At 68.4% G+C, this 26,251-nt stretch carries 22 protein-coding genes; 8 read left to right on the top strand and 14 right to left on the bottom strand.

The window, feature by feature from the left end; translation table 11 throughout:
- Nucleotides 1-68: 68 nt before the first annotated feature.
- The gene (locus AAG895_RS00250) at nt 69-1,676 is read left to right on the top strand and encodes a peptide chain release factor 3 (RefSeq protein WP_345793565.1); all 1,608 of its coding nucleotides are present in this window, start codon (nt 69-71) and stop codon (nt 1,674-1,676) included.
- Between the two features lie 21 nt (nt 1,677-1,697).
- Here AAG895_RS00250 and hemG read toward each other — a convergent pair whose 3' ends face one another.
- The 6 genes from hemG to AAG895_RS00280 all read right to left on the bottom strand — a co-directional run bounded on the left by hemG (nt 1,698) and on the right by AAG895_RS00280 (nt 6,148).
- Nucleotides 1,698-2,219, bottom strand: a complete 522-nt coding sequence (gene hemG, locus AAG895_RS00255; protein ID WP_345793566.1) for a menaquinone-dependent protoporphyrinogen IX dehydrogenase — start codon at nt 2,217-2,219, stop codon at nt 1,698-1,700.
- Nucleotides 2,220-2,287: 68 nt separating this feature from the next.
- Nucleotides 2,288-2,668, bottom strand: a complete 381-nt coding sequence (locus tag AAG895_RS00260) for a hypothetical protein (RefSeq protein WP_345793567.1) — start codon at nt 2,666-2,668, stop codon at nt 2,288-2,290.
- Nucleotides 2,669-2,737: 69 nt separating this feature from the next.
- A complete protein-coding gene (locus AAG895_RS00265) occupies nt 2,738-3,601 on the bottom strand; it encodes an SPFH domain-containing protein (protein ID WP_345793568.1) in 864 nt (287 codons plus the stop codon).
- A 29-nt stretch (nt 3,602-3,630) separates the two neighbouring features.
- Nucleotides 3,631-4,086, bottom strand: a complete 456-nt coding sequence (locus AAG895_RS00270; RefSeq protein ID WP_345793569.1) for an NfeD family protein — start codon at nt 4,084-4,086, stop codon at nt 3,631-3,633.
- Between the two features lie 432 nt (nt 4,087-4,518).
- Nucleotides 4,519-5,517 carry a recombination-associated protein RdgC gene (locus AAG895_RS00275; protein WP_345793570.1) on the bottom strand — a complete coding sequence of 333 codons (999 nt, stop codon included), beginning with the start codon at nt 5,515-5,517 and terminating at the stop codon, nt 4,519-4,521.
- 163 nt (nt 5,518-5,680) lie between these two features.
- Nucleotides 5,681-6,148 (bottom strand): SRPBCC family protein, encoded by a 468-nt coding sequence (locus AAG895_RS00280; RefSeq protein ID WP_345793571.1) that lies wholly within the window; start codon nt 6,146-6,148, stop codon nt 5,681-5,683.
- 60 nt (nt 6,149-6,208) lie between these two features.
- Here AAG895_RS00280 and AAG895_RS00285 point away from each other — a divergent pair, with 60 nt between their 5' ends.
- Nucleotides 6,209-6,955, top strand: coding sequence for a 16S rRNA pseudouridine(516) synthase (locus tag AAG895_RS00285; protein WP_345793572.1), 747 nt, complete (start codon nt 6,209-6,211; stop codon nt 6,953-6,955).
- 57 nt (nt 6,956-7,012) lie between these two features.
- Here the strand turns inward: AAG895_RS00285 and AAG895_RS00290 are convergent, their stop codons facing one another.
- Nucleotides 7,013-7,969 carry a hypothetical protein gene (locus AAG895_RS00290; protein ID WP_345793573.1) on the bottom strand — a complete coding sequence of 319 codons (957 nt, stop codon included), beginning with the start codon at nt 7,967-7,969 and terminating at the stop codon, nt 7,013-7,015.
- A gap of 370 nt (nt 7,970-8,339) precedes the next feature.
- Between AAG895_RS00290 and earP the strand changes: the two genes are divergently transcribed.
- The 4 genes from earP (at nt 8,340) to AAG895_RS00310 (ending at nt 12,328) form a co-directional block, all read left to right on the top strand.
- Nucleotides 8,340-9,527: an elongation factor P maturation arginine rhamnosyltransferase EarP gene (gene earP / locus AAG895_RS00295; RefSeq protein ID WP_345793574.1), complete on the top strand. Its 1,188-nt coding sequence runs from the start codon at nt 8,340-8,342 to the stop codon at nt 9,525-9,527.
- A 65-nt stretch (nt 9,528-9,592) separates the two neighbouring features.
- Complete coding sequence (gene efp / locus AAG895_RS00300) at nt 9,593-10,150, top strand: elongation factor P (protein ID WP_345793575.1); 558 nt, start codon at nt 9,593-9,595, stop codon at nt 10,148-10,150.
- Nucleotides 10,151-10,306: 156 nt separating this feature from the next.
- Complete coding sequence (locus tag AAG895_RS00305; RefSeq protein ID WP_345793576.1) at nt 10,307-10,885, top strand: hypothetical protein; 579 nt, start codon at nt 10,307-10,309, stop codon at nt 10,883-10,885.
- Nucleotides 10,886-11,089: 204 nt separating this feature from the next.
- On the top strand, nt 11,090-12,328 hold the full coding sequence (locus AAG895_RS00310; RefSeq protein WP_345793577.1) for a benzoate/H(+) symporter BenE family transporter: 1,239 nt from the start codon (nt 11,090-11,092) through the stop codon (nt 12,326-12,328).
- 173 nt (nt 12,329-12,501) lie between these two features.
- On the opposite strand, the gene bioB is transcribed toward AAG895_RS00310, so the two are convergent.
- The 6 genes from bioB to bioA form a co-directional block, all read right to left on the bottom strand.
- The gene (gene bioB / locus AAG895_RS00315; RefSeq protein WP_345793578.1) at nt 12,502-13,521 is read right to left on the bottom strand and encodes a biotin synthase BioB; all 1,020 of its coding nucleotides are present in this window, start codon (nt 13,519-13,521) and stop codon (nt 12,502-12,504) included.
- On the bottom strand, nt 13,518-14,243 hold the full coding sequence (gene bioD, locus AAG895_RS00320; protein WP_345793579.1) for a dethiobiotin synthase: 726 nt from the start codon (nt 14,241-14,243) through the stop codon (nt 13,518-13,520). The genes bioB and bioD overlap by 4 nt, the downstream gene beginning before the upstream one ends.
- A gap of 92 nt (nt 14,244-14,335) precedes the next feature.
- Nucleotides 14,336-15,130, bottom strand: a complete 795-nt coding sequence (gene bioC, locus AAG895_RS00325) for a malonyl-ACP O-methyltransferase BioC (protein ID WP_345793580.1) — start codon at nt 15,128-15,130, stop codon at nt 14,336-14,338.
- On the bottom strand, nt 15,123-15,854 hold the full coding sequence (locus tag AAG895_RS00330; protein ID WP_345793581.1) for an alpha/beta fold hydrolase: 732 nt from the start codon (nt 15,852-15,854) through the stop codon (nt 15,123-15,125). Before AAG895_RS00330 ends, bioC begins: the two co-directional genes overlap by 8 nt.
- On the bottom strand, nt 15,847-17,073 hold the full coding sequence (bioF, locus tag AAG895_RS00335; protein WP_345793582.1) for an 8-amino-7-oxononanoate synthase: 1,227 nt from the start codon (nt 17,071-17,073) through the stop codon (nt 15,847-15,849). Before bioF ends, AAG895_RS00330 begins: the two co-directional genes overlap by 8 nt.
- Nucleotides 17,039-18,376 (bottom strand): adenosylmethionine--8-amino-7-oxononanoate transaminase, encoded by a 1,338-nt coding sequence (gene bioA, locus AAG895_RS00340; protein ID WP_345795346.1) that lies wholly within the window; start codon nt 18,374-18,376, stop codon nt 17,039-17,041. Before bioA ends, bioF begins: the two co-directional genes overlap by 35 nt.
- A gap of 254 nt (nt 18,377-18,630) precedes the next feature.
- Here bioA and AAG895_RS00345 point away from each other — a divergent pair, with 254 nt between their 5' ends.
- Together AAG895_RS00345 and AAG895_RS00350 are read left to right on the top strand one after the other, a co-directional pair.
- The gene (locus tag AAG895_RS00345; protein WP_345793583.1) at nt 18,631-24,648 is read left to right on the top strand and encodes an excinuclease ABC subunit A; all 6,018 of its coding nucleotides are present in this window, start codon (nt 18,631-18,633) and stop codon (nt 24,646-24,648) included.
- A 186-nt stretch (nt 24,649-24,834) separates the two neighbouring features.
- On the top strand, nt 24,835-25,521 hold the full coding sequence (locus AAG895_RS00350; protein ID WP_345793584.1) for a cytochrome b/b6 domain-containing protein: 687 nt from the start codon (nt 24,835-24,837) through the stop codon (nt 25,519-25,521).
- Nucleotides 25,522-25,612: 91 nt separating this feature from the next.
- On the opposite strand, the gene AAG895_RS00355 is transcribed toward AAG895_RS00350, so the two are convergent.
- Nucleotides 25,613-26,065, bottom strand: a complete 453-nt coding sequence (locus AAG895_RS00355) for a cytochrome c (RefSeq protein WP_345793585.1) — start codon at nt 26,063-26,065, stop codon at nt 25,613-25,615.
- Nucleotides 26,066-26,251 lie beyond the last annotated feature (186 nt).

Here is a 26,251-nt window from a genome sequence, read left to right on the forward strand (position 1 = left end):
GAATTCGGCGCTCCGGCTGCGGCAGCGACGCTGCCGAGGCCCCCTTCATCCCACCAGGCCGTCCTCCCTTGTCCTCCACGCCGTTTCCGCCCGAACTCCTGCGCGACGTCGAAAAGCGCCGCACCTTCGCCATCATCTCCCACCCCGACGCGGGCAAGACCACGCTGACCGAGAAGCTGCTGCTGTTCGGCGGCGCGATCCAGCTCGCCGGCACGGTGAAGGCGCGCAAATCGGCGCGCCACGCCACCTCGGACTGGATGGAGGTGGAAAAGCAGCGCGGCATCTCGGTGACCAGCTCGGTGATGCAGTTCGAGTACCAGGGGCACACCATCAACCTGCTCGACACCCCGGGCCACGAGGACTTCTCGGAAGACACCTACCGCGTGCTCACCGCGGTCGACGCCGCGGTGATGGTGATCGACGCCGCCAAGGGTGTGGAAGCGCAGACCATCAAGCTGCTCAACGTCTGCCGTCTGCGCAATACGCCGATCATCACCTTCGTGAACAAGCTCGACCGCGAGGTGCGCGAGCCCTTCGAGCTGCTCGCCGAGATCGAGGACGTGCTCAAGATCACCTGCGCGCCGGTGACCTGGCCGCTGGGCATGGGCAAGGCCTTCCGCGGCGTGTATCACCTGCTGCAGCACCAGGTGCTGACCTTCACCCCGGGCGAGGAGCGGCGCAGCGACGGCGAGATCATCAAGGGCCTGGACAACCCCGAGCTCGACAAGCGCTTCCCGATGGAAGTCGGCCAGCTGCGCGAGGACGTCGAGCTGATCGACGGCGCCTCGCCGCCCTTCGACCTCGACGATTTCCTCGCCGGCAAGCAGAGCCCGGTGTTCTTCGGCTCGGGTATCAACAACTTCGGCGTGCAGGAGATCCTGCAGTCGCTGATCGACTGGGCGCCGCCGCCGCAGGCCCGCGACGCCGGCGCGCGCATGGTGCAGCCGGCCGAGCCGGCCTTCACCGGCTTCGTGTTCAAGATCCAGGCCAACATGGACCCGAAGCACCGCGACCGCATCGCCTTCTTCCGCATCTGCTCGGGCCGCTACAGCGCCGGCATGAAAGTGAAGCACGTGCGCGCCGGGCGCGACATGAAGCTCGCCAATGTGCTCACCTTCATGGCCAACGAGCGCGTGATCATGGAGGACGGCGTGGCCGGCGACATCGTCGGCATCCACAACCACGGCCAGCTGCAGATCGGCGACACCCTGACCGAAGGCGAGACCCTCGGCTTCAAGGGCATCCCCTATTTCTCGCCCGAGATGTTCCGCGCCGCCCGCCTGCGCGACCCGCTCAAGTCCAAGCAGCTGCAGAAGGGGCTTCAGGAGCTGGGCGAAGAAGGGGCGATCCAGGTCTTCGAGCTCGAGGGCGGCCAGATGCTGCTCGGCGCGGTCGGCGTGCTGCAGTTCGAGATCGTCGCCCAGCGCCTGAAGGACGAGTACAAGGTCGATGCGATCTTCGAGCCCGCCGACATCCACACCGCGCGCTGGCTCACCTTCCCCGACGACGTGACGCGCCGCAACTTCGAGCGCGAGCAGGCGCTGCGCCTGGGCAAGGACATCGACGGCAACCCGGTGTATCTGGCCACCAGCCGCTACAACCTGGAAGTGACCGCAGAGAAGTGGCCCAAGGTGACCTTCCACGCCACGCGCGAGCACGGGGAAGTGCTGGGCTGATCCCTGCGACGGCGTGCCGCCTCAGGCGATGAGGCGGCGCGCGAAGGCCTCGACCTGCGTCCAGTCGGTGAAGTCGGTGACCGAGCGCGGGTCGGTGGGGCCGCCGGTGATCCACATGATCAGGCGGATCATGTTGCGGTCGAAGAAGCCGTAGCGCGGGTATTCGATCTTGCCGCCGAAGATCGCCACCTGGTGCGGCCGCCAGCGGATCTGAGCGAGGAACTTGCGCACGTAGGGGTTGGTGTCGGCCTGGCGCTTGTGCGGCTTGCGGCCGACCGCATTGACCGAGAAGAAGGCGTTCGGCCGCGCCTCGAGCGCGGCCTGGTGACGGTCGATGAAGGCCTTCACCGCCGGACAGTGGTGCCCGTAGCGGATGCTCGCGCCGATGACGACGCGGTCGCAGGCGTCGAGCTGCGCGGCGGACACGGAGCCGACCTCGGCCAGCACCGCTGCATGCCCCGCCGCGCGCACGATCCCGGCGATGCGTTCGCAGATCTCCAGCGTGTGGCCGTCGATGGTGGAGTAGAGGATCAACAGTCGCATGGGGTATCCCCGACGACGGCACTCGGGCGCCCTGGCCGTGCGGCCGCGTGCAGGGCGCGACGAGAGGCTCAGTTGCCGGTGACGATTCCCTCGACCACCTTCTTGCCCTCCGAGTACAAGGCCACCTGGCCGTCCTCGAATTCCACGTCCATGCAGCCGGTGTTGCCCTTGAGCTTGCCGTCGAGCCATTCGCGGCAGTAGCGCGCCTGCTCATCCACCCACCAACGCGCCTTGGCACCCGTGGTGTCGGTGAGCGTGCCGTCGGTGCCGAACTTGAGCGTGTAGGCAGATTCGGTGCGCAGATACACGCCGATGAAGGTGGCACCGGTGAGCAGCTTCTCGACCTCGGCCTTGTCCTTCATGAAGTTCTGCGCCAGCGCACCCGTGGAGGCGGTGGCGAGCGCGGCGGCGGCGATCAGGCCGCGCATGCAAGAGTATCGCTTCAGCATCGTTTGTCTTCCTTTGTCTTTCGGGTACGGATCCGGGAAATCGGTCGGAAGCCCCTGGGTGGGGCGGATTCAGCCGCGCGCGCCGAGGCGGCCGACGAGGCCGCGCAGGGTGTCCTGCAGGTCGGCGGGCATCACCACGATCTTGGCGCTGCCGGATTCGCCGAGCTTCTCGAGCGCGCCGATGTACTTCTCGCCGAGCAGGTACATCATCGGCCCACCCTGGTCGCCGATGCTCGCCGATACGCGGCGGATGGATTCGGCCGAAGCCTCCGCCAGCATGACCTGGGCATTGGCGTCGCGCTTGGCGGACTCGAGCCGCGCCTCGGCCTCGAGGATCGCGGCCTGCTTGGCACCCTCGGCCTTGGTCACCGCGGCCTTGCGCTCGCGCTCGGCGGCGGCCTGCATCTCCATCGCGCGCTGCATGGATTCGGACGGCTTGATGTCCTGGATCTCGACCGACTTCACCGTCAGCCCCCAATCCACGGCTTCGTCGGCGATGCTCTCGCGCAGCCGCGCCTTGATCTTGTCGCGCGAGGACAGCGCCTCGTCGAGTTCCATCTCGCCGACGATCGAGCGCAGCGTGGTCATGATCAGGTTGCGGATCGCCTCGGAGAAATCGGTCACGCCATACACCGCCTTGACCGGGTCGGTGACCTTCACGAAGGCGATCGCATTGGTGAGGATGACCGCGTTGTCGCGGGTGATGACCTCCTGCTCCTGCACGTCGAGGATGATGTCCTTGGTCACCAGCTTGTAGGCGACGCGGTCGAGGTAGGGGATGAGGATGTTGAGCCCCGGACGCAGCGTGGCGTGGTACTTGCCCAGGCGCTCGACCACCCATTCCTCGCCCTGCGCCACCAGACGCACACCCTTGGCGATCGTGATCACCACGAACACCAGCACCGCGATCGCGATCGCGAGTCCTTCCGACATGATCATTTCCTTGCCTTCGTTTCCTTCGCTCAGGCCTTCGTCACCTTGACGTAGCTGCCTTCCACGCTCAGCACCCTGACTCGCTCGCCTGCGGCAATCGCAGTCTCGGCCACGCACGCCCACTCCTCGGCCCCCAGCACCGGACGCTGGAAGCGCACCTTGCCACGCTCGAACGGGGCGACTGCGCTCACCAGCAGCCCGACCTCGCCGATCACCTCGCCGGCCGCGGTGCCGATCAGGGTCCTGAAGCGGGAGCGTCGCGCCACGCTGAACCACAGCACGGTCATCGCCATCGAGGCGATGATCCAGGCCGCGATCTGCTTCGACAGCACCAGATCCGGCACGGCGAACAGCACGAGGCCGGTGAGCATCGCGCCGAGCCCGAACCAGATGACGAAGAAGGACGGCAGGGCGAGCTCGAGCAGCACCAGCGCAAGGCCGGCGATCTCCCAATGCCACCATTCGAGGATCATCGCGTCGTTCATGGCCAGACTTTAGCGCAGCTCGACTGCAAGCGGGTTCGCAAGCATTGATCGGATCCTGTGCGTTGTTTATCGGGCGGTGGGAAAGCTGTGACCGGAGGGGATGAGCGATTGTGGATAAGTTGGCAATACGGCCATGCGGCATTTTTCATCCACAAACCGTACGTGTCCGACACGGCACTCGCGCACCGGGTTTTCATCGTTTCAAGTTGCTGATTTGTATGTTTTAAATTGACTTGTCCACCGAATTGCGCCGTACATGATCTTTATGATCTTTTAAATCTTTAAATTCTGTGTACACCAAGAAGCACCCACCGACTCGCCTCGAACGGCCACGCCATGCAGCACTTCTCCCGACCGCAATGAACGCGACCTGCGTCGCGCGGGGTCGTGCAGCCCGGCTGCCCGTACGAGACGTATCGGGCGCCGGGAGTCTCAGAACGGCGGATCGTCCGCGGCAACCGGCTGCGCAACCGGCTTGTCGGCCTGCAGGCGCGGCAGTTCGGCAGTGACGCCGGCGGGGACGACCGCATCCGCGCTCAACTCGCCGCCGAGCGCCACCACCACCGCCGGCAGCAGGTGTGCGAGCTCGCCCGTCATCAGCGCGAATTCGGCATTGAACAGCGCCTCGGCGTCGTCCTTGTCGGCCTCGCCGACCTGGTCGCGCACGACGTCGAGGAAGTCGAGGCGCTTGATCTCGAGCTTCTCGGTGAGCACGAAGCTGATGCGGTCGTCGAAGGTCAGCGCCAGCCGGGTCGGCAACTTGCCGGCCTCCAGGTGGCCCTTGACGTCGTCACCCTCGAGCGGATGGCGCGCGTAGCGCACCGCAGCCTTGTCCTCGGCCACCGAGCGCAGCTCGCAGTCCTGGTCGATGGTGAAGCCGTCCGGGGCCTCGCCGCCAGCCAGCCAGTCGGCCATCGCCGACATCGGCGAGCGCTCGGTGCGCAGCAGGGTGAGCGGGAAGCTGTCGAGCGTGTGGCGCAGCTGCTCGAGCATGTCCTCGGCCTTGCTCTGGCTGGCGGCATCGACCACCAGCCAGCCATTGACCGGGTCGATCCAGGCGAACATGCGACGGCGGCGGGTGAAGGCGCGCGGCAGCAGCTCCTGCGTGACCTGCTCGCGCAGCTCCTTGAGCTGCTTGCGGCCGAGCTTGTAGCCCTGCTGCTCGGCCAGCTCCTCGGCGCGCTCGTCGGCTTCCTGCTTGACCACCGCGGAGGGCAGCAGACGATGCTCGAAGCCGAGGCAGACCAGCCACTGGCCGCCCACCGCATGCACCAGCACCTCGTTGCCGAGCGGCGACAGCCAGCCGCGGCTCTCCATGTCCTGGCTGCCACAGGGATGGAAGGGCTTCTTCGCGAGCTGTTCCTCGAGGCGCTCGGCACTCATGTCCCAGTTGGCGGGCAGGCGGTAGATCTGCAGATTCTTGAACCACATGTACGGGGGTTTCCTTGGGGTGTGATTGGAGATGAGCGTGTGCTCGGGACCGGAATCGTGAGGGCGGGCTTGCCCGCGAAGGCAGCGCTTCGGCAATTGCCGTTCGCGGGCGAGCCCGCTCCCGCCGTTCAGGTTGACACGCGGTTTCGGGGCGCGAAGGGCCTTACTGCGCCAGCCCGCCGGATGCGGCGATCATGCGGATCACGCGCACGGTGTCGAGGTCGGACTGGTGGTACGCCGAGCGCACGAATTCGGCGTAGCGCGCATCCTCGCCCTGCTCCGGCAGCGAGGTGTGATAGGCGAAGCGCAGGAAGAGCGCGCCGGGCTCGGGCTCCTCGATCGTGATCGTCAGGCTGCCGCCAGCATGCTCCTCGTTGGCCTCGGATTCGAAGCGGATCCAGCGCAAGGTCTCGAAGCTCACCCGGTCGCGGATCACCGCATGGCCGAAGTGCAGGTCGCGGACCAGGCCGTCCGCGGTGCGTTCGACGATCCGGCAGGCCTCCAGGCCGGGGAGGAAGGCGCGCGCATCCTCGGCGCGGCAGAGCAGGCCGAACCACAGCTCTTCACGTGTGAGCGGGGTCAGCAGCGGGTTGGCGAGATCATTGACCTCGATCAGGTGTTCGAATTTCAAGGCTTTCTCCTGAACGGGCAGGGCGGCAGTTTACCCGCTCGCGATACCGGCCGGGATAACATGCGCCCCATGCAACTCGAACGCCTCCTCCATGCCCAGGGCTTCGGCAGCCGCAAGGAATGCCGCGCCCTCATCCGTGCCGGTTACGTCAGCGTCGCCGGCGAGCCCTGTGACGACCCCAATGCGGATTTCGACCCCGGCAGCCGGGATGGTTCGCCCGGGCTCGCCTTCAGCGTCGCCGAGCAGGCCTGGCAGTTCCGTGCCCAGGCCTACGTCGTGCTGCACAAGCCTGCCGGCTACGAATGCTCGCAGAAGCCGACCTTCCATCCCTCGGTCTTCACCCTGCTCCCGCCTCAGCTGCTCGCGCGCGGGGTGCAGTGCGTCGGCCGGCTCGATCAGGACACCACCGGTCTGCTGCTGCTCTCCGATGACGGCCAGTTCATTCACCACTGGAGCTCGGGCAAGAAGCGCACGCCCAAGGTCTACGAGGTCACGCTCAAGCACGCGGTGGAGCAGGACTTCGCCGACAGGCTGGTGGCCGGCGTCGAACTCCATGACGAGCCGGTGCCGATCGCTGCTGCGGCCTGCGTGCTCACGAGCCCGACCACGCTGCGACTGACGATCTGCGAAGGCAAGTACCACCAGGTGAAGCGCATGGTCGGCGCGGCCGGCAATCGCGTCGAGGCGTTGCACCGCAGTCGCGTCGGCGGGCTCGAGCTCCCGGCGGAGCTGTTGCCGGGACAATGGCGCTGGCTGGAGGCGGACGACCTTGCCCGCCTCGCCGATTTCCCCCCGCCTGCTGCCTGACGGTCGTACCCGAGGGCTGACGCCACGAGCGTGGCGTTCCGCCCTCGGGTTCTTCGCTCAGAAGCGCATCTCGAGGTTCGCGCCGAGTGCCCACGAGCGCTCGCGTTCGCGATCCTCGCGCTGCGGCCAGTAGTGACCAACGATGAATTCGCCGATCAGCCAGTCGCGATAGACCGGCTGGGTCCATTTCACGCGCACGCCGTACTCATCGACGCTCTCCTTCGCTCCGGTCTCGCCGGTGACGAGCATCTCTCCTGACAGCACCCGGTCGTCACCGAAGCGCTTGAACAGGCCCAGGCTGCTGCCCCAGGCGAAATCGTCGGTCTTCTCCGAAATCGTGGTCGCGTTCTGCCATTGCAAGGCCAGCGTGGGCGTGAATGCGTGCGCATAGTCGAGCGCCGTGGTCGAGCCGAACTTGTCCTTGTTGTTCCAGAAAATGGTCTCGCGGAATTCGATGCGATCCTGCGCGTTGAGCTCCCACTGCTTGCGATAGCGCGCCTGGGTGTAGAACTTGAGCCCGCCACGCACGCCGACGCGGAAGTCGAGGTTCTTGCGCAGGGCCACGCCCAATCCGGCGAAGCCGGTCTGATCCTCCCGCCGACGCTCCTCGAGCAGCAGCTGCTCGCGGGTGAAGGCTTCCGACTGGTCGGTCAGGAGCTCGCGCTCGTTCTGCCGGCCGATGAAGAGATAAGCCCTGTCGCGCAGGTTGGGCAGATCGAAGCGCGCGCGAAAACGCACGTTGGTATCCCACCCCTCGTCCTGACGCCAGAGGTTGCGCAGGCCGAGCCGGCCGTGGGTCACGCGACCGCCGTCCTCGAAGGGGCGATCGCCGAACCAGTCATTCACCGTTTCCCCGAGCCACACCGAGAAGCCGCGCACATAGGTGCGGCTGGTATCGAGCATGCCGTCTTCCTGGGCCGCATCCGGACTCACCGTGCTGACGGTGGCTTGGGCCGCCAGCGCGCAGGGGGCGAGCAGGCTCAGGAGAAGGGGAAAGGTGTGTCGTCGTGCCATTGATGAACTCCCTGGTCGGCAGCGCGGAGGCCGGTGCCATGCCGTGACTGCGGCTCCGTTGGCCGCGGGTGATGCCGGCATATTGCCGCTGGCGGCAAGCCCGCGGCAAGCGAAACGGCGCGTATGCGCAGGGTGGAGCTTTGTTCTTCTGTTTTTCTATTGATTTAAAGGATAAAGAAGTAAACAGTGCCCCGGAATCTGTGGATAAGTCCCTTCCGCCCTTGGCAGGCAAGACATTCGCCTGCTGACAACCGCGTTGATAAGGGCAGGGAGCGGCTGTTCGTGCTTTGTTCATCGAATTTCGGCCTTGCCGATTCCGGGCCTTTGTCCACATGCTCTCCGCCTTCTCTACCCAGGATTGTTCATCCCCATGCTTGCCTCAGGTCCCGCCAGCCGGCCGCGCTGGGAAATCTTCTGCCAGGTTGTGGATAATTTTGGGGATATCGGCGTCTGCTGGCGGCTGGCGCGGGATCTGGCACGTCGCGGCGCGAACGGGGTCAGGCTCTGGGTCGATGACTGGGCGGTGCTCGTCCGCATCTGTCCGCCGGCGGCGGACTGCGATCGCCAGGGCGCCGTGTGGGTCGAGGGTGTGGAGTTGCGCCGCTGGACGTCGGCGTTCGTGCCGCTGATTCCGGGCGAGATCGTGGTCGAGGCCTTTGCCTGCGAGCTGCCTGCGACCCAGCTCGAGGCCATGGCCGCGTTGCGGCCCACGCCGGCGTGGATCAACCTCGAGTACCTGTCGGCGGAAGACTGGGTGGCCGGTTGCCACGGACTGGCGTCGCCGCATCCGCGCCTGCCGTTGGTCAAGCACTTCTTCTTCCCGGGCTTCGACGTCACCACCGGCGGGCTGTTGCGCGAATCTGCGCTGCTCATGCGCCGCGATCGCTTCCTCGCCGATCCGCATGGTCGTGCGGCGTGGCTGGCCGAGCGTGACATTCCGGTCGTACCGGAGGTGCTGCGGGTGTCCTTGTTCGCCTATGCACAGCCGGCGCTGCGCGGCCTGCTCGAGGCCTGGCAGCGCATGTCGCGGCCGGTGGTGGCGCTCGTGCCGGAGTCACGGTTGGTGGGCGACTTGGCCGCGGCGCTCGGTGTCCCGGAGCTCGTGCCCGGCGCCCGCATCGACCGCGGCGCGCTCAGCGTGCGCGTGTTGCCGTTCACCGACCAGGATGGCTACGACGCCTTGCTGTGGGCCTGCGATCTCAACTTCGTGCGCGGCGAGGATTCCTTCGTGCGCGCGCAATGGGCGGCGCGCCCCTTCGTCTGGCAGATCTATCCTCAGGCCGACGCCGCCCACCACGACAAGCTCGAGGCCTTCCTCGCGCGCTACCTCGCCGGCTTGTCCACGGACGCCGCCGCGGCGCAGGCGCATTTCTGGCGCGCGTGGAACGGATGCGCGGCCGCTGACGCCACGCCGGCGCAGGCCTGGCCGGCGTTTGCCGACGCCCTTCCCGAGCTCGCCGCGCATGCCCGCGCCTGGTGCGACGGGCAAGCCGCGCAGCCCGATCTGGCGAGCCGCTTGACAAAATTCTGTTCGCACTCTGCTGGCGGCCCGGGGTAGAATCGCGCGCTAATTTTTTCAAGGACATGCGGCCGCGCGCCGCGTCGATCAATTCAGGAAACAGCATGAAAACCGCTCAGGAACTCCGCTCGGGCAACGTCATCATGGTCGGCAGCGACCCGCTGGTGGTGCAGAAGGCCGAATACAACAAGTCCGGCCGCAACGCCGCCGTGGTCAAGATGAAGTTCAAGAACCTGCTCACCGGCGCGCCGTCGGAGTCGGTTTACAAGGCCGACGACAAGTTCGAGGTCGTGGTCCTGGACCACAAGGAAGTCACCTACTCCTACTTCGCCGACCCGATGTACGTGTTCATGGACGCCGACTACGAGCAGTACGAGGTCGAGGCCGAGAACATGACCGACGCGCTCAAGTACCTCGAGGACGGCATGCAGTGCGAGGTGGTGTTCTACAACGGCAAGGCGATCTCGGTCGAACTGCCCAACAGCGTGGTGCGCGAGGTCGTCTACACCGAGCCCGCCGTCAAGGGCGACACCTCTGGCAAGGTCATGAAGCCGGCCAAGATCAATACCGGCTTCGAGCTCCCGGTGCCGGCCTTCGTCGAGATCGGCGACAAGATCGAGATCGACACCCGCACCGACGAGTACAAGAACCGCGTCAAGTAAGCGCGCGTCTCGCGTTCGACCGAAAGGGCCCGACCGGGCCCTTTTGCTTTTCCGGATGTTGCAGTGTGCAGTTTGCGGTTTTTCTTCGCCGCCGGATTGCGTACCCTGTCGATCAGCCCCCCATCCTGTCTGCTGCCGCCTTCGATGCCGCTCGTGATGAACGCCCCCCGTGCCCTGCTCGCGCTCGCCAGCGCGTTCCTGCTTGGCGCCTGTGCGCCTGAACCTGCCTCCGAGAAGTCCGCGCCGGCGCCCCAAGCGGCCGGTGACGAGGCTGCGGAGGCCCGGCGCGAGGCGGCCGATGCCGCTCGCGAGGCCATGCAGAAGGCGGGCGAGGCTGCACGCAAGCTGGGGGAAGCCGGCAGCGCGGCGGTCGAGGCCGCCGTCCTCGGCGTCACCGAGAAGGCTGCAGAGCGTGTTGCCGCACGGCCGTCCGGCGAAGCCGCGGAGGCGGCGCCGGTCGAGGACCGCACGGCGGTGCCGACCGAGGATCGCGGCGGCGATGGCGAGCCGCAAGGCGTGCGCGACGCCAAGGAGGCCGCCGAGCAGGCCGCCCACCGCATCGCCGAAGCCACCCGTGATGCCGCGCAGCGCTTGCGCGAGGTCGGCAAGGAGGCGCTCGACAGCGTGCGCAGCCGGCCGGAGTCGGCCTCCCAGCCCCCCGCGCAGGATGCAGCGCCCATCGAGGACCGCGTGCCGGCGCCGGTCGAGGGCGGCGGTGAATCCGCCGGCAAGTGAGCGCGGCCGTCGGCCAGATCGGTCACGATGCTGCGGGACGGATGGGCTGCCATCGCCCTGGTGGCCCGAACGGCTGACGTCGCCCACCGCGGATTGTTCGTTCTAGTTAAATAGCGAGCTCAGGAAAACGATCTTTATCGGTCGAGCGCAAACAGCGATCATCGGCGTCCGTTGTCCATCCCTGCCCTCCTGGATCGATCCGCCATGCTCGCCCATCTCGAACGTCCGCGCGGCGCGGCCCCCGGGCTGCGCCGTGTCCGCGACGACTACGGCCTCACCTATTTCGCGAACGGCCTGATCGGCTTCATCTTCTCCGCCACCGGTCCGGTCGCGATCATCCTCTCGGTGGGGACGCGTGGCGGCCTGAGCGAGGCCGAGCTCGCGTCCTGGGTGTTCGGCGTGTTCTTCATCAACGGGCTGATCACGCTGGCGATGAGCTGGCGCTACCGGATGCCGCTCGGCTTCGCATGGACCATCCCCGGCACCGTGCTGGTCGGCCCTGCCCTGCAGCACCTGAGCTTTGCCGAGATCATCGGCGCGTTCTACGCCACCAGCCTGCTGGTCGTGGTGCTCGGCGCCAGCGGCTGGGTGCGACGGGTGATGTCCGCGCTGCCGATGCCGATCGTGATGGGCATGGTGGCCGGGGTGTTCCTGCGCTTCGGGCTCGACATCGTGCGTGCGCTCGACAGCGACGCGGCGATCGCCGCACCGATGATCATCGCCTTCCTGTTGCTGTCGGCCAGTCCGGTGTGGGCGAGGCGCATGCCGCCGGTGATCGGCGCGCTGCTCGTCGGTGCCCTCGTGATCGCGCTTCTCGGCCGTATCGACGCCGGCGCGCTCGTCGGCTTCGCCTTCGCCCAGCCGCTGCTGCAGGCGCCGGTGTGGTCGGTCGCGGCGCTGGTCGAACTCGTCGTGCCGTTGGCGATCACCGTGCTGGTGGTGCAGAACGGCCAGGGTGTCGCGGTGCTCGACAACGCCAGACACGCGGCACCGGTGAATACGGTGGCCTTCGTGTCCGGCATCGGTGCCTTCTTCAGTGCGATGGTCGGCGCGGTGAGCTCCTGTCTGACCGGGCCGACCAACGCGCTGCTGACCTCGTCGGGAGAGCACGGTCGCCAATACACCGCAGCGCTCACCTTCGGCCTGTTCGGCGTGCTGTTCGGTCTGATGGCGCCTACCTTCACCGGGCTGATGCTGGCGGCGCCCAGGGAATACGTCATGGTGCTCGGCGGTCTGGCCATGCTGCGCGTGCTGCAGGGCGCCTTCGTGGCGTCCTTCGGCGGCGGCAGATTCACCCTCGGTGCGCTGGTCAGCCTGGTCGTCACCGTCGCCGACATCGGCCTGTTCAACATCGGCGCCGCGTTCTGGGGCCTGGTCGCCGGTTTCGGGGTGTCGTGGCTGATGGAAAGACAGGACTTCACCGCCCTTGCAAACCGCGGCTGAGCGACGCGTTAAACAAGGTCGTCGGGCGGTCAAGGGTGCTGACGGTGATCAGCTCAATCGACATGTCAATTCACGGCAGGAAGTGACCCGCGCGGGCCGCTCAGGCGGCGTGTGCCTGCGCCGCGGCTGCCGTCAGCACGCGCAGCGCTGACAGGCCGCCCAGGGCGTCGTTTTCATGCCGTGTCCTGGCCCTCGATGCGCAGGTCGAGCCGCTCCAGCAGGCTGCGGTCGCGGCCGGTCTTGGGGTTGCTGGTGGTGAGCAGGTGGTCGCCGTAGAAGATCGAGTTGGCCCCGGCCATCAGGCACAGCGCCTGCAGGGCCTCGTCCATCTGTTCGCGACCGGCCGACAGCCGCACGTAGCTGCGCGGCATGGTGATGCGCGCCACCGCGATGGTGCGCACGAACTCGAACGGGTCGATCGGATCGACGTCGGCCAGCGGCGTGCCCGGGATTGGCACGAGGTTGTTGATTGGCACCGACTCCGGCGGCGGCTCGAGGTTGGCGAGCTGGGCGATGAGGCCGGCGCGATGGGCGCGGCTCTCGCCCATGCCGACGATGCCGCCGCTGCATACGTTGATGCCGGCCGCGCGCACGTTGTCCAGGGTGTCGAGGCGGTCCTGATAGGTGCGGGTGCCGATGACCTTGCCGTAGTACTCGGGCGCGGTGTCGAGGTTGTGGTTGTAGTAGTCGAGGCCGGCGTCCTTCAGGGAACTGGCCTGGTCGGCGTCGAGCATGCCCAGGGTCATGCAGGTCTCGAGGCCGAGCGCCTTCACCTCGCGCACCATCGTCGTCACGCGTTCCATGTCGCGCGCCTTCGGCGAGCGCCAGGCCGCGCCCATGCAGAAGCGGCTGGCGCCCTGCGCCTTGGCGGCCCTGGCGGCCTCGATCACCTCATCGACCGGCATCAGCTTCTCGGCCTTCAGGCCGGTGTCGAAATGCGCCGACTGCGAGCAGTAGCCGCAGTCCTCGGCGCACCCGCCGGTCTTGATCGAGAGCAGGGTGGACAGCTGGATGGCGTTGGGGTCGAAGTGCTCGCGATGCACCTGGCGGGCCCGGAACACGAGCTCCATGAAGGGCAGCGCGAACAGGGCCTCGACGTCCTCGACCCGCCACGCAGCGGGCTTGGCCGGGGTGGCGGACGGGTTGGCGGTGCGGCGCAGGGCTTCGGGCGACAGGGTGGCAAGCGTGGTCATGCGGTCTCCTTGAGGGCGGAACTGGAATCGAACAACACGTGCAGCGCCGGCACGTTGAGATAGGGGGCGATGGCCTCGGGCGTGGGTTGCGGCAGCCGTGGCACGAGGCCCAGGCAGGGTGCATTGCCCAGCCCGGCGGTGAGGGCATCGATCGTTGCGGAGGCCTGGAGCATCGCCGGGTCGACGGTGTTGGCGACCCAGCCGCACAGCCGCAGTCCGCGCGCACGCACGGCTTCGGCAGTGAGCAGCGCGTGATTGATCGCGCCCAGGCGCAGGCCGACGACCAGCAGCACCGGCAGGCCCAGGTCGCGCGCCAGGTCGGCACTGTCCCAGTCGCCGGCGGCGTCGAAAGGCACGCGGAAACCGCCCACGCCTTCGACCACCACCCGGTCGCAACGCGCCGCCGCCGCCTCGATGGTCGCCAGGATACGGCCGCGGTCGATGCCGCGGCCTTCCAGCGCCGCGGCGACGTGCGGTGCGCAGGCGGCCTCGAACTGGAACGGCGCGATCTCGTCGATGCCGAGTGGCACATTGCTCGCTGCGCGCAGTGCATGGACGTCCTCGTTGATGCGTTCGCCATCGATCACGCTCATGCCGGCAGCGACCGGCTTCAGCCCGGCGACGCGCAGTCCGGTCTTGCCCAGCAGGCTGACGATGGCGGCGGCGACGGTGGTCTTGCCAATCTCGGTGTCGGTGCCGGTGATGAAACAGCCACGGACCATTACGGCGTCTCCGGAAATTCTGTGAAAGCGTCAAAACCTGGGCGATGGCGCGGGGCTCGGCTCATGGTTGCTTCATCCATTATCGCGCGCCCTTACAGGCGCTTGTTCAGAACGGCGTACACCACCTGATAGGTGGCCGGCAAACCCTCGGTCGTGCGCAAGCCCTCGTATGCGGCAGCCAGGGCGCGGATCCGCGCCGGGCCGGTGAGTCCGCCCGGACGACCGGGGTTGAGGTTGTGCGCACCGAGATCCTTGAGCGAACGGGTCAGCGCACGCAGGTCGGGAAAGTGCAGCGTCTGCGCCCGGCGTTCAAGCGTGCTCACGTCGAGCCCGCTTTCCGCGCACAAGGTCTCGTAGTCGCGGAATGCGCGGAAGCGGTTGACGTGGGTGAAGCCGTCCACCGCCCGCCAGCTGTCGTGCAGTTCGCCCAGGGTGCCCGCGCACAGGCTGCTGAAGGCCAGCACCCCGCCTGGCCGCAGCACCCGCTGTGCCTCGCCCAGCACGGCGGCGAAGTCGCCGCACCACTGCACGGCGAGGCTGGAATAGATCAGGTCAAGGCTGGCGTCGCGCAGCGGCAGGGCCTCGGCGTCGCCGACGATGAAATGGCGCGCACCGCCCCGCGGACGGGCATGGCGGAGCATGCCTTCGGCCAGATCCAGGGCCGCGCCCGCATCGGCGCCGAAGCGCTCCGCCAGTAGCCGGGTGAAGTGTCCGGTGCCACAGCCCAGATCGAGCCAGCGGGGGGCGGTCAGATGCGGAAGGCGCGCCAGCAGCTGTGCGCCAACCTGGCGCTGCAGCGAGGCGACCGCATCGTAGCTGCCCGCCGAGCGGGAGAAGGAGGCGGCCACCCGACGCTTTTCAGGTACGGCAGGCAGGTGCTCAGGCATCGCCGTCTCCGTCGATGAAGGCCAGGATCGCCGCCGCGAGCTCGCCGGGCTGTTCCAGCGGGAAGGCGTGGCCGACGTCCTCGATCAGCCCGATCCCGGTGTTCTGCCGAAGCGCCAGCAGGTCGCCCGCCACTTCGGCCGGCACCAGGGCGTCGGCGCCGGCAAACAGGTGCAACTGCGGACCGGCGAAGCCTTGCAGCGCGCGGCGCCCATCCAGACCACCGAGCACCTGCAGCCCGGCCAGCAGTATCCGTGGCGCGCCGTGTGGTGCCGCGGCCTGCAGTTGGCGCGCCAGGCCGCGGGCGTCCACGGAACCCTGCGCGCAGAGCAGGCAGAAGCGCTTGAGGGTGGCGGCGGGGTTGCTGCGGCAGCCCTCGACGAAGGCGTTGAAGCTCGCCTCGCCCATCCCGTGCGGCCAGTCGGCGCTCGCCACGAAACGCGGGTTGCTGGCCAGGGTCAGCAGGCCGCGGCAGCGTTCGCCGCGCAGCGCCGCCAGTTCGCTGGCGAGCATGCCACCGAGCGACCAGCCGCCCAGCCAGGTCTGTGACGGAAGGCGCTCGTCCAGTTCCTGCAGCCAATCCCGCGCGTCGCCACTGGCCCGTTCGGGCAGGGGTGCGATATCCACCTGCAGCATGGGATCGCGCGCGCGCAGGGTTTCGGTCAGCGGCACCAGCGGCGCGTCGCCCAAGCCCCAGCCAGGCAGCAGGATGAGGCGCTTACGCATGGTGGTTTCCCCCAGGCTGGCATGCGGCAAGAGCGTCGATCAGGCGTTCGACGTCGTCCAGCGTGTGCGCCGCGCTGAGCGTGATGCGCAGCCGTGCCGTATTGACTGGCACGGTGGGCGGGCGGATCGCAGGCACCCACAGGCCTGCCGCCTCGAGCGTTGCAGCCAGCGCCAGTGCGGCGGTGTTGTCGCCGACGATCAGCGGCTGGATGGGCGTGGCGGAAATGCCCAGTTGCCAGCCGCTGGCCGGATCGCGGGCGATCAACCCGGACAGGCGGTCGCGCAGCGCAGCGATCAGCGTGGCAAGCTGTCGCCGCCGTGCCGCGCCTTCCTCGCCCGTCATCAGCGCCAGGCTGGCACTCAGCGCATGCGCCAGCGCAGGCGGCATCGCGGTCGTGTAGATGTAGCTGCGCCCGCCCTGCACCAGGGCGTCGATCACCGCCGGATGGGCGGCGACGAAGGCTCCGGCCACGCCCGCAGCCTTGCCGAGCGTGCCCATGTAGATCAGGCGCTCGCTGCGCAGGTCGTAGTGCGCCAGCGTGCCCGCCCCGTGCGTGCCCAACACGCCGAAGCCGTGGGCGTCGTCGATGATCAGCCAGGCGTCGTGGCGTTCGGCCAGCGCAAGCAGGGCCGGCAGGTCGGCGAGATCGCCGTCCATGCTGAACACCGCGTCGGTGACGATCAGGCGCAGCGGCTGGCTGCACTCGTTGAGCATGGCCTCGAGCAGGTCGAGGCGCCCATGCGGGTAGCGGCGCATGCGCCCGTCGGCGAGCAGACCGGCGTCGATCAGCGAGGCATGGTTGAGCTTGTCGGCGAAGATCGCGGCCTCCCCGCCGCCGAGCGTGGTGAGCAGGGCCAGGTTGGCCATGTAGCCGCTGCAGAACAGCAGCGCGTGTGCGTCGGGCACCCAGGGCGCCAGCAGGCTGGCGAGTTCGCCTTCGAGCACGGCATGGGCGCGGCTGTGGCCGCTCACCAGGTGCGAGGCGCCGCTGCCTGCGCCCCAGCGCCGCGCGCCCTCGGCCAGGGCGGCGACCACGGTGGGGTGGTTGGCCAGACCGAGGTAGTCGTTGCTGGCGAAGTTCAGCACGGCATGCGCGCTGCCTTCATCGCCTCCGATCAGCTGCCGCGGTCCGCAGGGCGTGTCCGCGACCCGACGTCGGCGTACGCGCGCCGACGCCTCGCGCTCAAGCCGTTGCCGGGTCAGGTGCTGCAGCAGCATCGGGGCTCCGTGGCGTGGTGGGGGTTTCCAGCACTGCGTCGAGGGTCGCCCTGAGCCGCTCGGCGAGCCAGTGCGCGAGTTCGTCGTCGACGACGTAGGGCGGCATCAGATAGACGCTGCGGCCGATCGGGCGGATCAGCAGCTCGTGGCGCCGGCCGGCGAGGTGGAAGCGCTCGGCGAAACGCTCGCCGGCGAAGGCCTCGCGCACGTCGATGGCCCAGATCATGCCGCGCTGGCGCAGGTGCTCGAGGCGAACGTCCTCTGCCAGCGGCGCGAGCGCGGTGCTCAGTGCGGCGGCGCGGACGCGGTTGCCGGCGAGCACGTCGTCCTGCTCGAAGCGGTCCAGCACCGCCAGCGCCGCGCGACAGGCGAGCGCGTTGCCGGTGTAGGAGTGCGAGTGGAGGAAGCCGCGCGCCACTTCGTCGTCGAGGAACACGCGGTAGATGGCGTCGCGGCTCAGTACCAGCGACAGCGGCAGGTAACCGCCGCTGATGCCCTTCGACAGGCAGATGAAGTCCGGCCAGATCGGCGCCTCGCCGTTGGCCGCAGCCTGCTCGAAGGCGAAGAAGCTGCCGCTGCGACCGCAGCCGACGGCGATCTCGTCCGCGATCAGGTGTATCTCGTAAGTGTCGCACAGGGCGCGCAGGCCGCGCACGTAGGTGGCGTCGTGCATCGCCATGCCGGCCGCGCACTGCACCAGCGGCTCGACGATGAAGGCGGCGATGTGTTCGTGGCGGTCCTCGAACAGGCGGCGCACGTCCTCGAGCGCGCGCGCCGCGACCTCGGCCGCGGTCTCGCCGGCGCGTGCCTGGCGGGCATCGGGCGAGCGCACCCGGTGGGCGCGCATCAGCAGGGGATCGTAGGCGTCGCGGAAGACCGCGACATCGGTGACCGCGAGTGCGCCGAGCGTCTCGCCGTGGTAGCCGTGCTCGACGCAGACGAACTCGCGCTTTGCCGGGCGCCCCTGGTTGCGCCAGGCGTGGAAGCTCATCTTCAGCGCGATCTCGACCGCCGAGGCACCATCGCTGGCATAGAAGGCATGGCCCAGCACGCCGCCGGTCAGGGCGCTCAGGCGCTCGGCCAGCTCCACCGCGGGCGCATGCGTGCAGCCGGCGAGCATCACGTGCGGCAAGGTGTCGAGCTGCGCGCGCAGCGCCGCGTTGATGCCGGCATCGGCGTGGCCGAACAGGTTGACCCACCACGAGCTGTTGGCATCGAAGTAGCGCTGTCCGGCGGTGTCGTACAGCCACGGGCCCTGGCCGCGGGCGATGGGCAGGGGCGGCACGGCAGTCAGGCGCTGCATCTGGGTGCAGGGGTGCCAGACATGCGCGATGCTGCGCCGCTGCAGATCGCTCGGATCGTGCAGCGGGGCCTCCGTCGGGGGCGAGGCGACAGGATTCATCACCATATCATTCTGTATACATAATTATATAAATCGAAACTATTCTCTCATTTCCTCCAGCCGATGCAAAGCGGGCGGGAACCTTTCACCCCCGCTCTCCGGTCCGAGCCGCATCGCCGCCTAGAATGTCGGCCTCACGCTTCCGCCCCGCCTCCATGTCCGCCTCCGAACCCCGCTACACCCCGGTCGACGCCCCCGCCTCGACCACAGACGCCATCCGCATCCGCGGTGCGCGCCAGAACAACCTGCGCAACCTCTCGCTTGACCTGCCGCTGAACCGCCTGACGGTGGTGACCGGCGTGTCCGGCTCGGGCAAGTCCTCGCTGGTGTTCGACACGCTGTATGCCGAGGGCCAGCGGCGTTACGTCGAGACCTTCTCGCCTTACGCGCGCCAGTTCCTCGACCGCATGGACAAGCCGCAGGTGGATCGGATCGAGGGCGTGCCGCCGGCGATCGCGATCGACCAGACCAACCCGGTGCGCACCTCGCGCTCGACGGTGGGCACGATGACCGAGCTCGCCGACCACTTCAAGCTGCTGTACGCGCGCGCCGCGCACCTGCACTGCCGGCATTGCGGTGCGCCGGTGCGGCGCGATTCGGCGGTCAGCATCGCCGCCGACCTGCGCGCGCGCGCGGTGGCCGCGGGCGACCCGCGGCTGGTGGTGTGCTTTCCGGTGACGGTGCCGGCCAACTTCAGCGAGGCGGAGGTGACCGGCCTGCTCAATGCGCAGGGTTACACCCGCATCCAGGAACGCATCGCCGCGGGCGGCGCCGAGGGCAACGACGTGCTGCAGGTGGTGCAGGACCGCTTCCGCGCGTCGAACGCCGAGGACGCGCGCCTGGCCGAGGCGCTGGAGACGGCGCTGGCGCGCGGCCATGGCCGGCTGTCGGTGTATGCGTCGGGCGAGGGCGTGAGGGCTCAGAAGACGCCGGGCGAGGCGGTGTGGCGCTATTCGTCCGGCCTGCATTGCGCGGACTGCGACATCCATTATTCCGAGGCGACACCCGGCCTGTTCTCGTTCAACTCGCCGATCGGCGCCTGCGAGACCTGCCGCGGCTTCGGGCGGGTGATCGGGGTCGATTTCGGCCTGGTCATCCCCGATGAGTCGAAGACGCTGGCCGAAGGCGCGGTGAAGCCCTGGCAGACCGAGAGCTATCGCGAGTGCCAGGAAGACCTGGCGAAGATGGCGAAGAAGTACGGCGTGGCGATGGACATCCCGGTGCGCGATCTGCCGCCGGAGCATCGCCACTGGCTGTTCGAGGGCGACCCGAAGTGGAAGAACTGGGACAGCTCCTGGCCGCGCTACTGGTACGGCGTGCGCCACTTCTTCGACTGGCTGGAGAGCAAGGCCTACAAGATGCACATCCGCGTGCTGCTGTCGCGCTACCGCAGCTACACGGAGTGCCCGGCCTGCCACGGGGCGCGCTTGAAGCCCGACGCCCTGCTCTGGCGCCTGCCGCTGAGAACCGAAGCCGTTGAAACACCGGTGGACGGATCAATGGGGTCAGACCCCATTGATCCAGGTCCCGCGCCCGCAAGCACTGCCTCCATTGGGAACCCGCATCCTGCGGAGCGAGGGTTGGCGATCCACGAGCTGATGGCCCTGCCGGTCGACCGCATCCGCGAGGCCATCGCCGCGCTCGCATTGCCCGGCGCGGCGGACGAGGCCACCGAGCTGGTGCTGGGCGAGATCCGCAGCCGGCTCACCTACCTCGCCGACGTCGGCCTCGGCTACCTGACGCTGGACCGCCAGTCGCGCACGCTGTCGGGCGGCGAGGTGCAGCGCATCAACCTGACCACCGCGCTCGGCACCTCGCTGGTGAACACGCTGTTCGTGCTCGACGAGCCTTCGATCGGCCTGCATCCGCGCGACATCGGCCGCATCCTCGGCGTGATGACGCGGCTGCGCGATGCCGGCAACACGCTGGTCGTGGTGGAGCACGACCCGCAGGTGATGGTCGCCGCCGACGAGCTGCTCGAGATCGGCCCCGGTCCGGGCGAGCGCGGCGGCAACATCGTCGCGCGCGGCACGCCGGGCGAGATCGCGGCGAATCCGGATTCGGTGACCGGCCCCTGGCTGGCGGGGAAGAAGCGCATCGACGTCGATCGTCCGCCGCGGCCGGTGGATGACGCCACGCTGCGGCTGAAGCTGGTCGGCGCGCGTCAGCACAACCTGCGCGACCTCAGCGTCGGCTTTCCGCTGCAGCGCCTGACCTGTCTGACCGGCGTGTCCGGCTCGGGCAAATCGACGCTGATCCAGGATGTGCTGTACCCGGCGCTCGCCAAGCATTTCGGCGAAGCGACCGAATCGCCGGGCGTGTTCGATCGGCTGGAAAATGTGGATAACTTGCGCGGCGTGGTGATGGTTGACCAGTCACCGATCGGCAAGAGCTCGCGCTCCAACCCGGTGAGCTACGTCGGCGCCTGGGACCCGATCCGCAACCTGTTCGCCGCCCTGCCGGAGGCGAAGCAGCGCGGCTACACCCCCGGCACCTTCAGCTTCAACGCCGGCACCGGTCGCTGCCCGACCTGCACCGGCTCGGGTTTCGAGCACGTCGAGATGCAGTTCCTGTCCGACGTCTGGCTGCGCTGCCCCGACTGCGAAGGCAAGCGCTATCGCCCGGAAATCCTTGAACTTCAATGGGATGGACGTTCGGTGGCGGACGTGCTCGAGCTTACCGTGCATGAGGCGCTGGACGTCTTCCGCGAACATCCCAAGGTGCTCGCCGCGCTCGCGCCGCTCGCCGACGTCGGCCTCGACTACCTGCGCCTCGGCCAGCCGGTGCCGACGCTGTCGGGCGGCGAGGCGCAGCGCCTGAAGCTCGCCGGCCACCTCGCCGAGGCGGCGCAGAAGAAGCCTGTACGCAAAGCCAGTGCTGTGGATAAGTTTGGGAGCAAAGCTGGGGAGAAACCGGGTGGCCCTGGGGCTCGGGCTGGCAAGGGGGCTTCAGCTGGGGCCGCCCTCCAGGCCGAGCCGCCTGAGCCTGGCCTCCTCTTCCTCTTCGACGAACCCACCACCGGCCTGCACTTCGAGGACGTCGCCAAGCTGCTCGGCGCCTTCGACAAGCTGCTGCAGGCCGGGCATTCGCTGATCGTGATCGAGCACAACCTGGACGTGATCGCCGCGTCCGACTGGATCATCGACCTCGGCCCCGAGGGGGGTGACGGCGGCGGCGCGATCGTCGTCGAAGGTCCGCCGGAGGTGGTGCGCGCGCACGACGGTTCGCACACTGGCAGGGCGTTGCGCGATTACGCCGAGTCGCTCGCCCGCACCCGGGAAAGCGGCGAACGGGACACAGGGGCCAGCCCCCGATTTCCTTCAGGAGATGATCAGGGTCTGGCCTCTGTTTCCTCCGTGCAAGCTGGTGAGCTGACGCACCGTGGGAGCGGGCTTGCCCGCGAATCTGCAGCGCTCGGGGCGTTCGCGGGCAAGCCCGCTCCCACGGCGCTCGTTGCTGCCGAGCCGCGGGTGGAATACCGGGCGGTCGCTGCCCCGGCGATCGCTGGATCCGTCATCGAGATCCGCCATGCCCGCGAGCACAACCTGAAGAACGTCAGCCTGCAGATTCCGCGTGACCAATTCACCGTGATCACCGGCCTGTCCGGCTCGGGCAAATCCACGCTGGCCTTCGACATCGTCTTCGGCGAGGGCCAGCGCCGCTACCTGGAATCGCTCAACGCCTACGCCCGCCAGTTCGTGCAGCCGGCCAGCCGGCCCGACGTGGACGGCCTGTTCGGCATTCCGCCCACGGTGGCGATCGAGCAGCGCACCAGCCGCGGCGGGCGCAAGAGCACGGTGGCGACGCTGACCGAGATCCACCCCTTCCTGCGCCTGATGTACGTGAAGCTGGGCACGCAGTTCTGCCCCGACTGCGACGTGCCCGTGACGCCGCAGAGCTTCGAAGCCATCGTCGCGCAGATCCAGCGCGAGCTGCGCGGCCAGTCCATCGAAGTCCTCGCGCCGCTGGTGATCAACCGCAAGGGTCTGTACACCGACCTCGCCAAGTGGGCACGCGCCAAGGGCCATGCGCAGCTGCGCGTCGATGGGGAATACCTGCCCACCCATAAATGGCCGCGCCTGGACCGCTACAAGGAGCACAACATCGAGCTGCCCACCGGCATGGTGATGGTGCAGCCCGAGCACGAGGCCACGCTGCGCGAATTCGTGCGCCAGGCGCTGGAGATCGGCAAGGGCGTGATCAAGGTGCTGCGGATTTCAATGGGGTCTGACCCCATTGAAATTACCATTGAAATTACCTTCTCCACGCTGCGCGCCTGCCCGAGCTGCGGCACCGGCTTCCCCGAGCCGGACCCGCGCTTGTTCTCGTACAACGCCAAGCACGGCTGGTGCCCCAAGTGCTACGGCACCGGCCTGAAGACCGCAGCGCGCATCGAGGACCCGGACGCGCTCGACCTCGGCGATGCGGAGGAGGTCATCGTCAGCGACGAGCCCTGCCCGGCCTGCGACGGTGCGCGCCTGAACCCGGTGGCGCGCGCGGTGCGCTTCCGCGAGCTCGGCCTGCACCAGCTCGCGGCGCAGCCGGTGGACAAGGCGGCGAGCTTCTTCGCCGATCTGGCGCTGAACGAGCGGGAAACCGACATCGCGCGCGATCTCGTCAGCGAGATCCGCGGGCGGCTCGCCTTCCTGCAGCACGTCGGTCTTGGCTACCTGGCGCTGGATCGCGCCGCGCCCACGCTGTCGGGCGGCGAGGCGCAGCGCATCCGGCTGGCGGCGCAGCTCGGCTCCAACCTGCGCGGCGTGTGCTACATCCTCGACGAGCCGACGATCGGCCTGCATCCGCGCGACAACCGCCTGCTGCTCGACACCCTGGAGGCGCTACGCGACCGCGGCAACACCTTGCTGGTGGTCGAGCACGACGAGGACACCATCCGCCGCGCCGACCACGTCATCGACCTCGGCCCCGGTGCCGGCGTGCGCGGCGGTCGGGTGGTGGCCGAAGGGCGCATCGACGACCTGCTCGCCGCGCCCGAATCCGCCACCGGCGCATGCTTCCGCCACCCGCTGCAGCACCCGCTGCGCCCGCGCCGCGCGGTCCCGGACGATCACGCGGCGATCCGCATCGAGGGCGCCAGCCTGCACAACCTGCGCGACGTCGACGTGCGCATCCCGCTCGCGCGCCTGACGGTGGTCACCGGCGTGTCCGGCTCGGGCAAGTCCAGCCTCGCGCGCGACGTGATCCACGCCAACCTGCGCGCGCGCCTCGGCGACCCCGAGGCCACCCGCGCCCGCCGCCGCGGCCAGGCGCAGCCGGAGGAAGTCGACCAGGCCCTGGTCGGCTGCAAGGGCCTCCACGGCTGGCAGCAGGTCGGCCGCGTGCTGGAAGTCGACCAGACCCCGATCGGCAAGACGCCGCGCTCCTGCCCGGCAACCTACGTCGGCTTCTGGGACGCGATCCGCAGGCTCTTCGCCGACACCTTCGACGCCCGCACCCGCGGCTGGAACGCCTCGCGCTTCTCCTTCAACACCGGCGCCGGTCGCTGCCCGGTGTGCGACGGCGCCGGCCAGACCACCGTCGAGATGAGCTTCCTGCCCGACGTGAAGACGCCCTGCGAGGCCTGCGGCGGCGCGCGCTTCAACCCCGAGACGCTGTCGGTGCGCTGGAAGGACAGGACGGTGGCCGAGGTGCTGGCGATGCCGGTGGACGAGGCGGTGGAGTTCTTCTCCGCGCATCCGGCGATCGCCCACCCGCTGCAGCTGCTGCAGGACGTCGGCCTCGGCTACCTGACCCTCGGCCAGCCCAGCCCGACGCTGTCGGGCGGCGAGGCGCAGCGCATCAAGCTCGTCACCGAGCTCGCCAAGGTGCGCCGCCGTCCGGGCGACGCGGAGGACACCGGCGGCGTGCCGCTGCCGGCCGACAAGCACAGCCTGTACGTGCTCGACGAGCCCACCGTCGGCCTGCACATGGCCGACGTCGACAAGCTGATCCACGTGCTGCACCGCCTCACCGACGCCGGCCACACCGTGCTCGTGATCGAGCACGACCTCGACGTCATGGCCGAGGCCGACTGGCTGATCGACCTCGGCCCCGAGGGCGGCGACGGCGGCGGCAGCGTGGTGGCCGAAGGTCCACCGGAGGTGGCGATGGCGACGGCGGAATCGCACACCGGTCGCCATCTGCGCGAGTTCCTGGCACAGCGCAGGCGCGCATGATGCACTGCAGCGGAACCATGGCATGATGTCCCGGTCATGAATTTTTGTGGGAGCGGGCTTGCCCGCGAATGGCGGGTAATCAAGCGCCGCTTTCGCGGGCAAGCCCGCTCCCACGGACAGTTGCGCCCACGGGTCGTTGCGGCGGCGGTCGTCCACCGAACCAACATGGATGAAGGGAAGAAAACAATGAACACACGCAGGGTCCGGGTCTGGGATCTGCCCACCCGTCTGTTCCACTGGTTGCTCGCCGTGCTGGTCGTGGCCGCCTACATCACCGCCCAGATCGGCGGCAGCCTCATCGAATGGCATGGCCGGGTGGGCATCGCCATCACCGGCCTGCTCGCCTTCCGCCTGGTGTGGGGCGTGGTCGGCTCGACCTATGCCCGCTTCGCCGACTTCGTGCCCGGTCCTGCGCATCTGTGGGCGCACCTGCGCGGGCACTGGAGCGGCCTGGGCCACAATCCGCTCGGCGCGCTGTCGGTGCTCGCGCTACTGGGCGTGATGCTCTACCAGGCCGTGACCGGCCTGTTCTCCAACGACGAGATCGCGTTCTCCGGCCCGCTGCGCGCGCTGGTGAGCAGCGACACCAGCGACTGGATGTCCGGCCTGCACCGGCAGAACTACTGGCCGATCATCGTGCTGGTGGGCCTGCACGTGTCGGCGGTACTGTTCTACGCGCTGGTGAAGAAGGACAACCTGGTGCGGCCGATGATCACCGGCATGAAGGAGGTCGACGAAGCCGACGCCCGACCCGCAGAGGGCGGCGGCGCGGCGGCCCTCGTGATCGCGCTGGTGATCACCGCGGCGGTGCTCTACTTCGTCACCGGCAGCTTCATCGAGCCTCCGCCCCCGCCTCCGCCCGCAGCCTGGTGACGTGCCGGCGCCCGAAAACGAAAAAGCCACCGCTGCATGCGGTGGCTTTTTCGCATCTGCGTTCGCCAGCCTCGCGGCCGGCGCAGCCGCATCACTCCATGCGGTACTTGTCGTGACAGGCCTTGCAGGTCGCGCCGGTGTCGCCGAACGCCTTCTGCACGGCGGCCTTGTCGCCGGTGGCAGCGACCTTGGCGAGGTTGGCGGCGGCGTTGTTGAAGTCGGTGGCGAGCTTGCCGACGTTCGGCATTTCCTGGAAGAACTCGGGCTTGACGCGGGTCTTGACGTCGCCGATGTCCTTCTCGGTGCCCGGGCCGTAGAGCGCGCCCATGCCCGAGCCGGCGATGCCGGCGATGGCGTTGGCGGCGGCCTGGACTTGCTGGGCATTGAACTCGCCCTCGAGGTTGGCCTTGATCTTGCCCATGTTCCAGCTCATGAAGCTGTAGCCGGCCTGGCGGAACTTGATCTGGTCCTCCGGCTTGACCTGGGCCGAGGCTGCCGTGGCGAGGGAAAGGGAGAGGATGCCGAGTGCGATCGCTTTTTTCATCTGAGACCTCCTGAATCAGCAGTGGGGGGAAGGGACGAGCTTGCAGGGAACACCGCAGACCCTGCGCGGCTGCCTTGGTTCCCGTGGCGCCGCACGGATGTGCGTGCCTGCCCGGCGCAAGCTTAATTCAGATTCGGTCGATATGCCCTCGTCAGATCGCGTGCTGGCGGTGGCGATCTGCGCTCA

Source organism: Thauera sp. JM12B12, assembly GCF_039614725.1.
GTDB lineage: Bacteria > Pseudomonadota > Gammaproteobacteria > Burkholderiales > Rhodocyclaceae > Thauera.

Coding starts and splice junctions, on each gene's coding strand:
- hemG (WP_345793566.1), bottom strand. CDS start 2,219: ATGCGACTGTTGATCCTCTACTCCACCATCGACGGCCACACGCTGGAG.
- AAG895_RS00260 (WP_345793567.1), bottom strand. CDS start 2,668: ATGCTGAAGCGATACTCTTGCATGCGCGGCCTGATCGCCGCCGCCGCG.
- AAG895_RS00265 (WP_345793568.1), bottom strand. CDS start 3,601: ATGTCGGAAGGACTCGCGATCGCGATCGCGGTGCTGGTGTTCGTGGTG.
- AAG895_RS00270 (WP_345793569.1), bottom strand. CDS start 4,086: ATGAACGACGCGATGATCCTCGAATGGTGGCATTGGGAGATCGCCGGC.
- AAG895_RS00275 (WP_345793570.1), bottom strand. CDS start 5,517: ATGTGGTTCAAGAATCTGCAGATCTACCGCCTGCCCGCCAACTGGGAC.
- AAG895_RS00285 (WP_345793572.1), top strand. CDS start 6,209: ATGCGCCCCATGCAACTCGAACGCCTCCTCCATGCCCAGGGCTTCGGC.
- AAG895_RS00290 (WP_345793573.1), bottom strand. CDS start 7,969: ATGGCACGACGACACACCTTTCCCCTTCTCCTGAGCCTGCTCGCCCCC.
- earP (WP_345793574.1), top strand. CDS start 8,340: ATGCTTGCCTCAGGTCCCGCCAGCCGGCCGCGCTGGGAAATCTTCTGC.
- efp (WP_345793575.1), top strand. CDS start 9,593: ATGAAAACCGCTCAGGAACTCCGCTCGGGCAACGTCATCATGGTCGGC.
- AAG895_RS00305 (WP_345793576.1), top strand. CDS start 10,307: ATGAACGCCCCCCGTGCCCTGCTCGCGCTCGCCAGCGCGTTCCTGCTT.
- AAG895_RS00310 (WP_345793577.1), top strand. CDS start 11,090: ATGCTCGCCCATCTCGAACGTCCGCGCGGCGCGGCCCCCGGGCTGCGC.
- bioB (WP_345793578.1), bottom strand. CDS start 13,521: ATGACCACGCTTGCCACCCTGTCGCCCGAAGCCCTGCGCCGCACCGCC.
- bioD (WP_345793579.1), bottom strand. CDS start 14,243: ATGGTCCGTGGCTGTTTCATCACCGGCACCGACACCGAGATTGGCAAG.
- bioC (WP_345793580.1), bottom strand. CDS start 15,130: ATGCCTGAGCACCTGCCTGCCGTACCTGAAAAGCGTCGGGTGGCCGCC.
- AAG895_RS00330 (WP_345793581.1), bottom strand. CDS start 15,854: ATGCGTAAGCGCCTCATCCTGCTGCCTGGCTGGGGCTTGGGCGACGCG.
- bioF (WP_345793582.1), bottom strand. CDS start 17,073: ATGCTGCTGCAGCACCTGACCCGGCAACGGCTTGAGCGCGAGGCGTCG.
- bioA (WP_345795346.1), bottom strand. CDS start 18,376: ATGCAGCGCCTGACTGCCGTGCCGCCCCTGCCCATCGCCCGCGGCCAG.
- AAG895_RS00345 (WP_345793583.1), top strand. CDS start 18,631: ATGTCCGCCTCCGAACCCCGCTACACCCCGGTCGACGCCCCCGCCTCG.
- AAG895_RS00350 (WP_345793584.1), top strand. CDS start 24,835: ATGAACACACGCAGGGTCCGGGTCTGGGATCTGCCCACCCGTCTGTTC.
- AAG895_RS00355 (WP_345793585.1), bottom strand. CDS start 26,065: ATGAAAAAAGCGATCGCACTCGGCATCCTCTCCCTTTCCCTCGCCACG.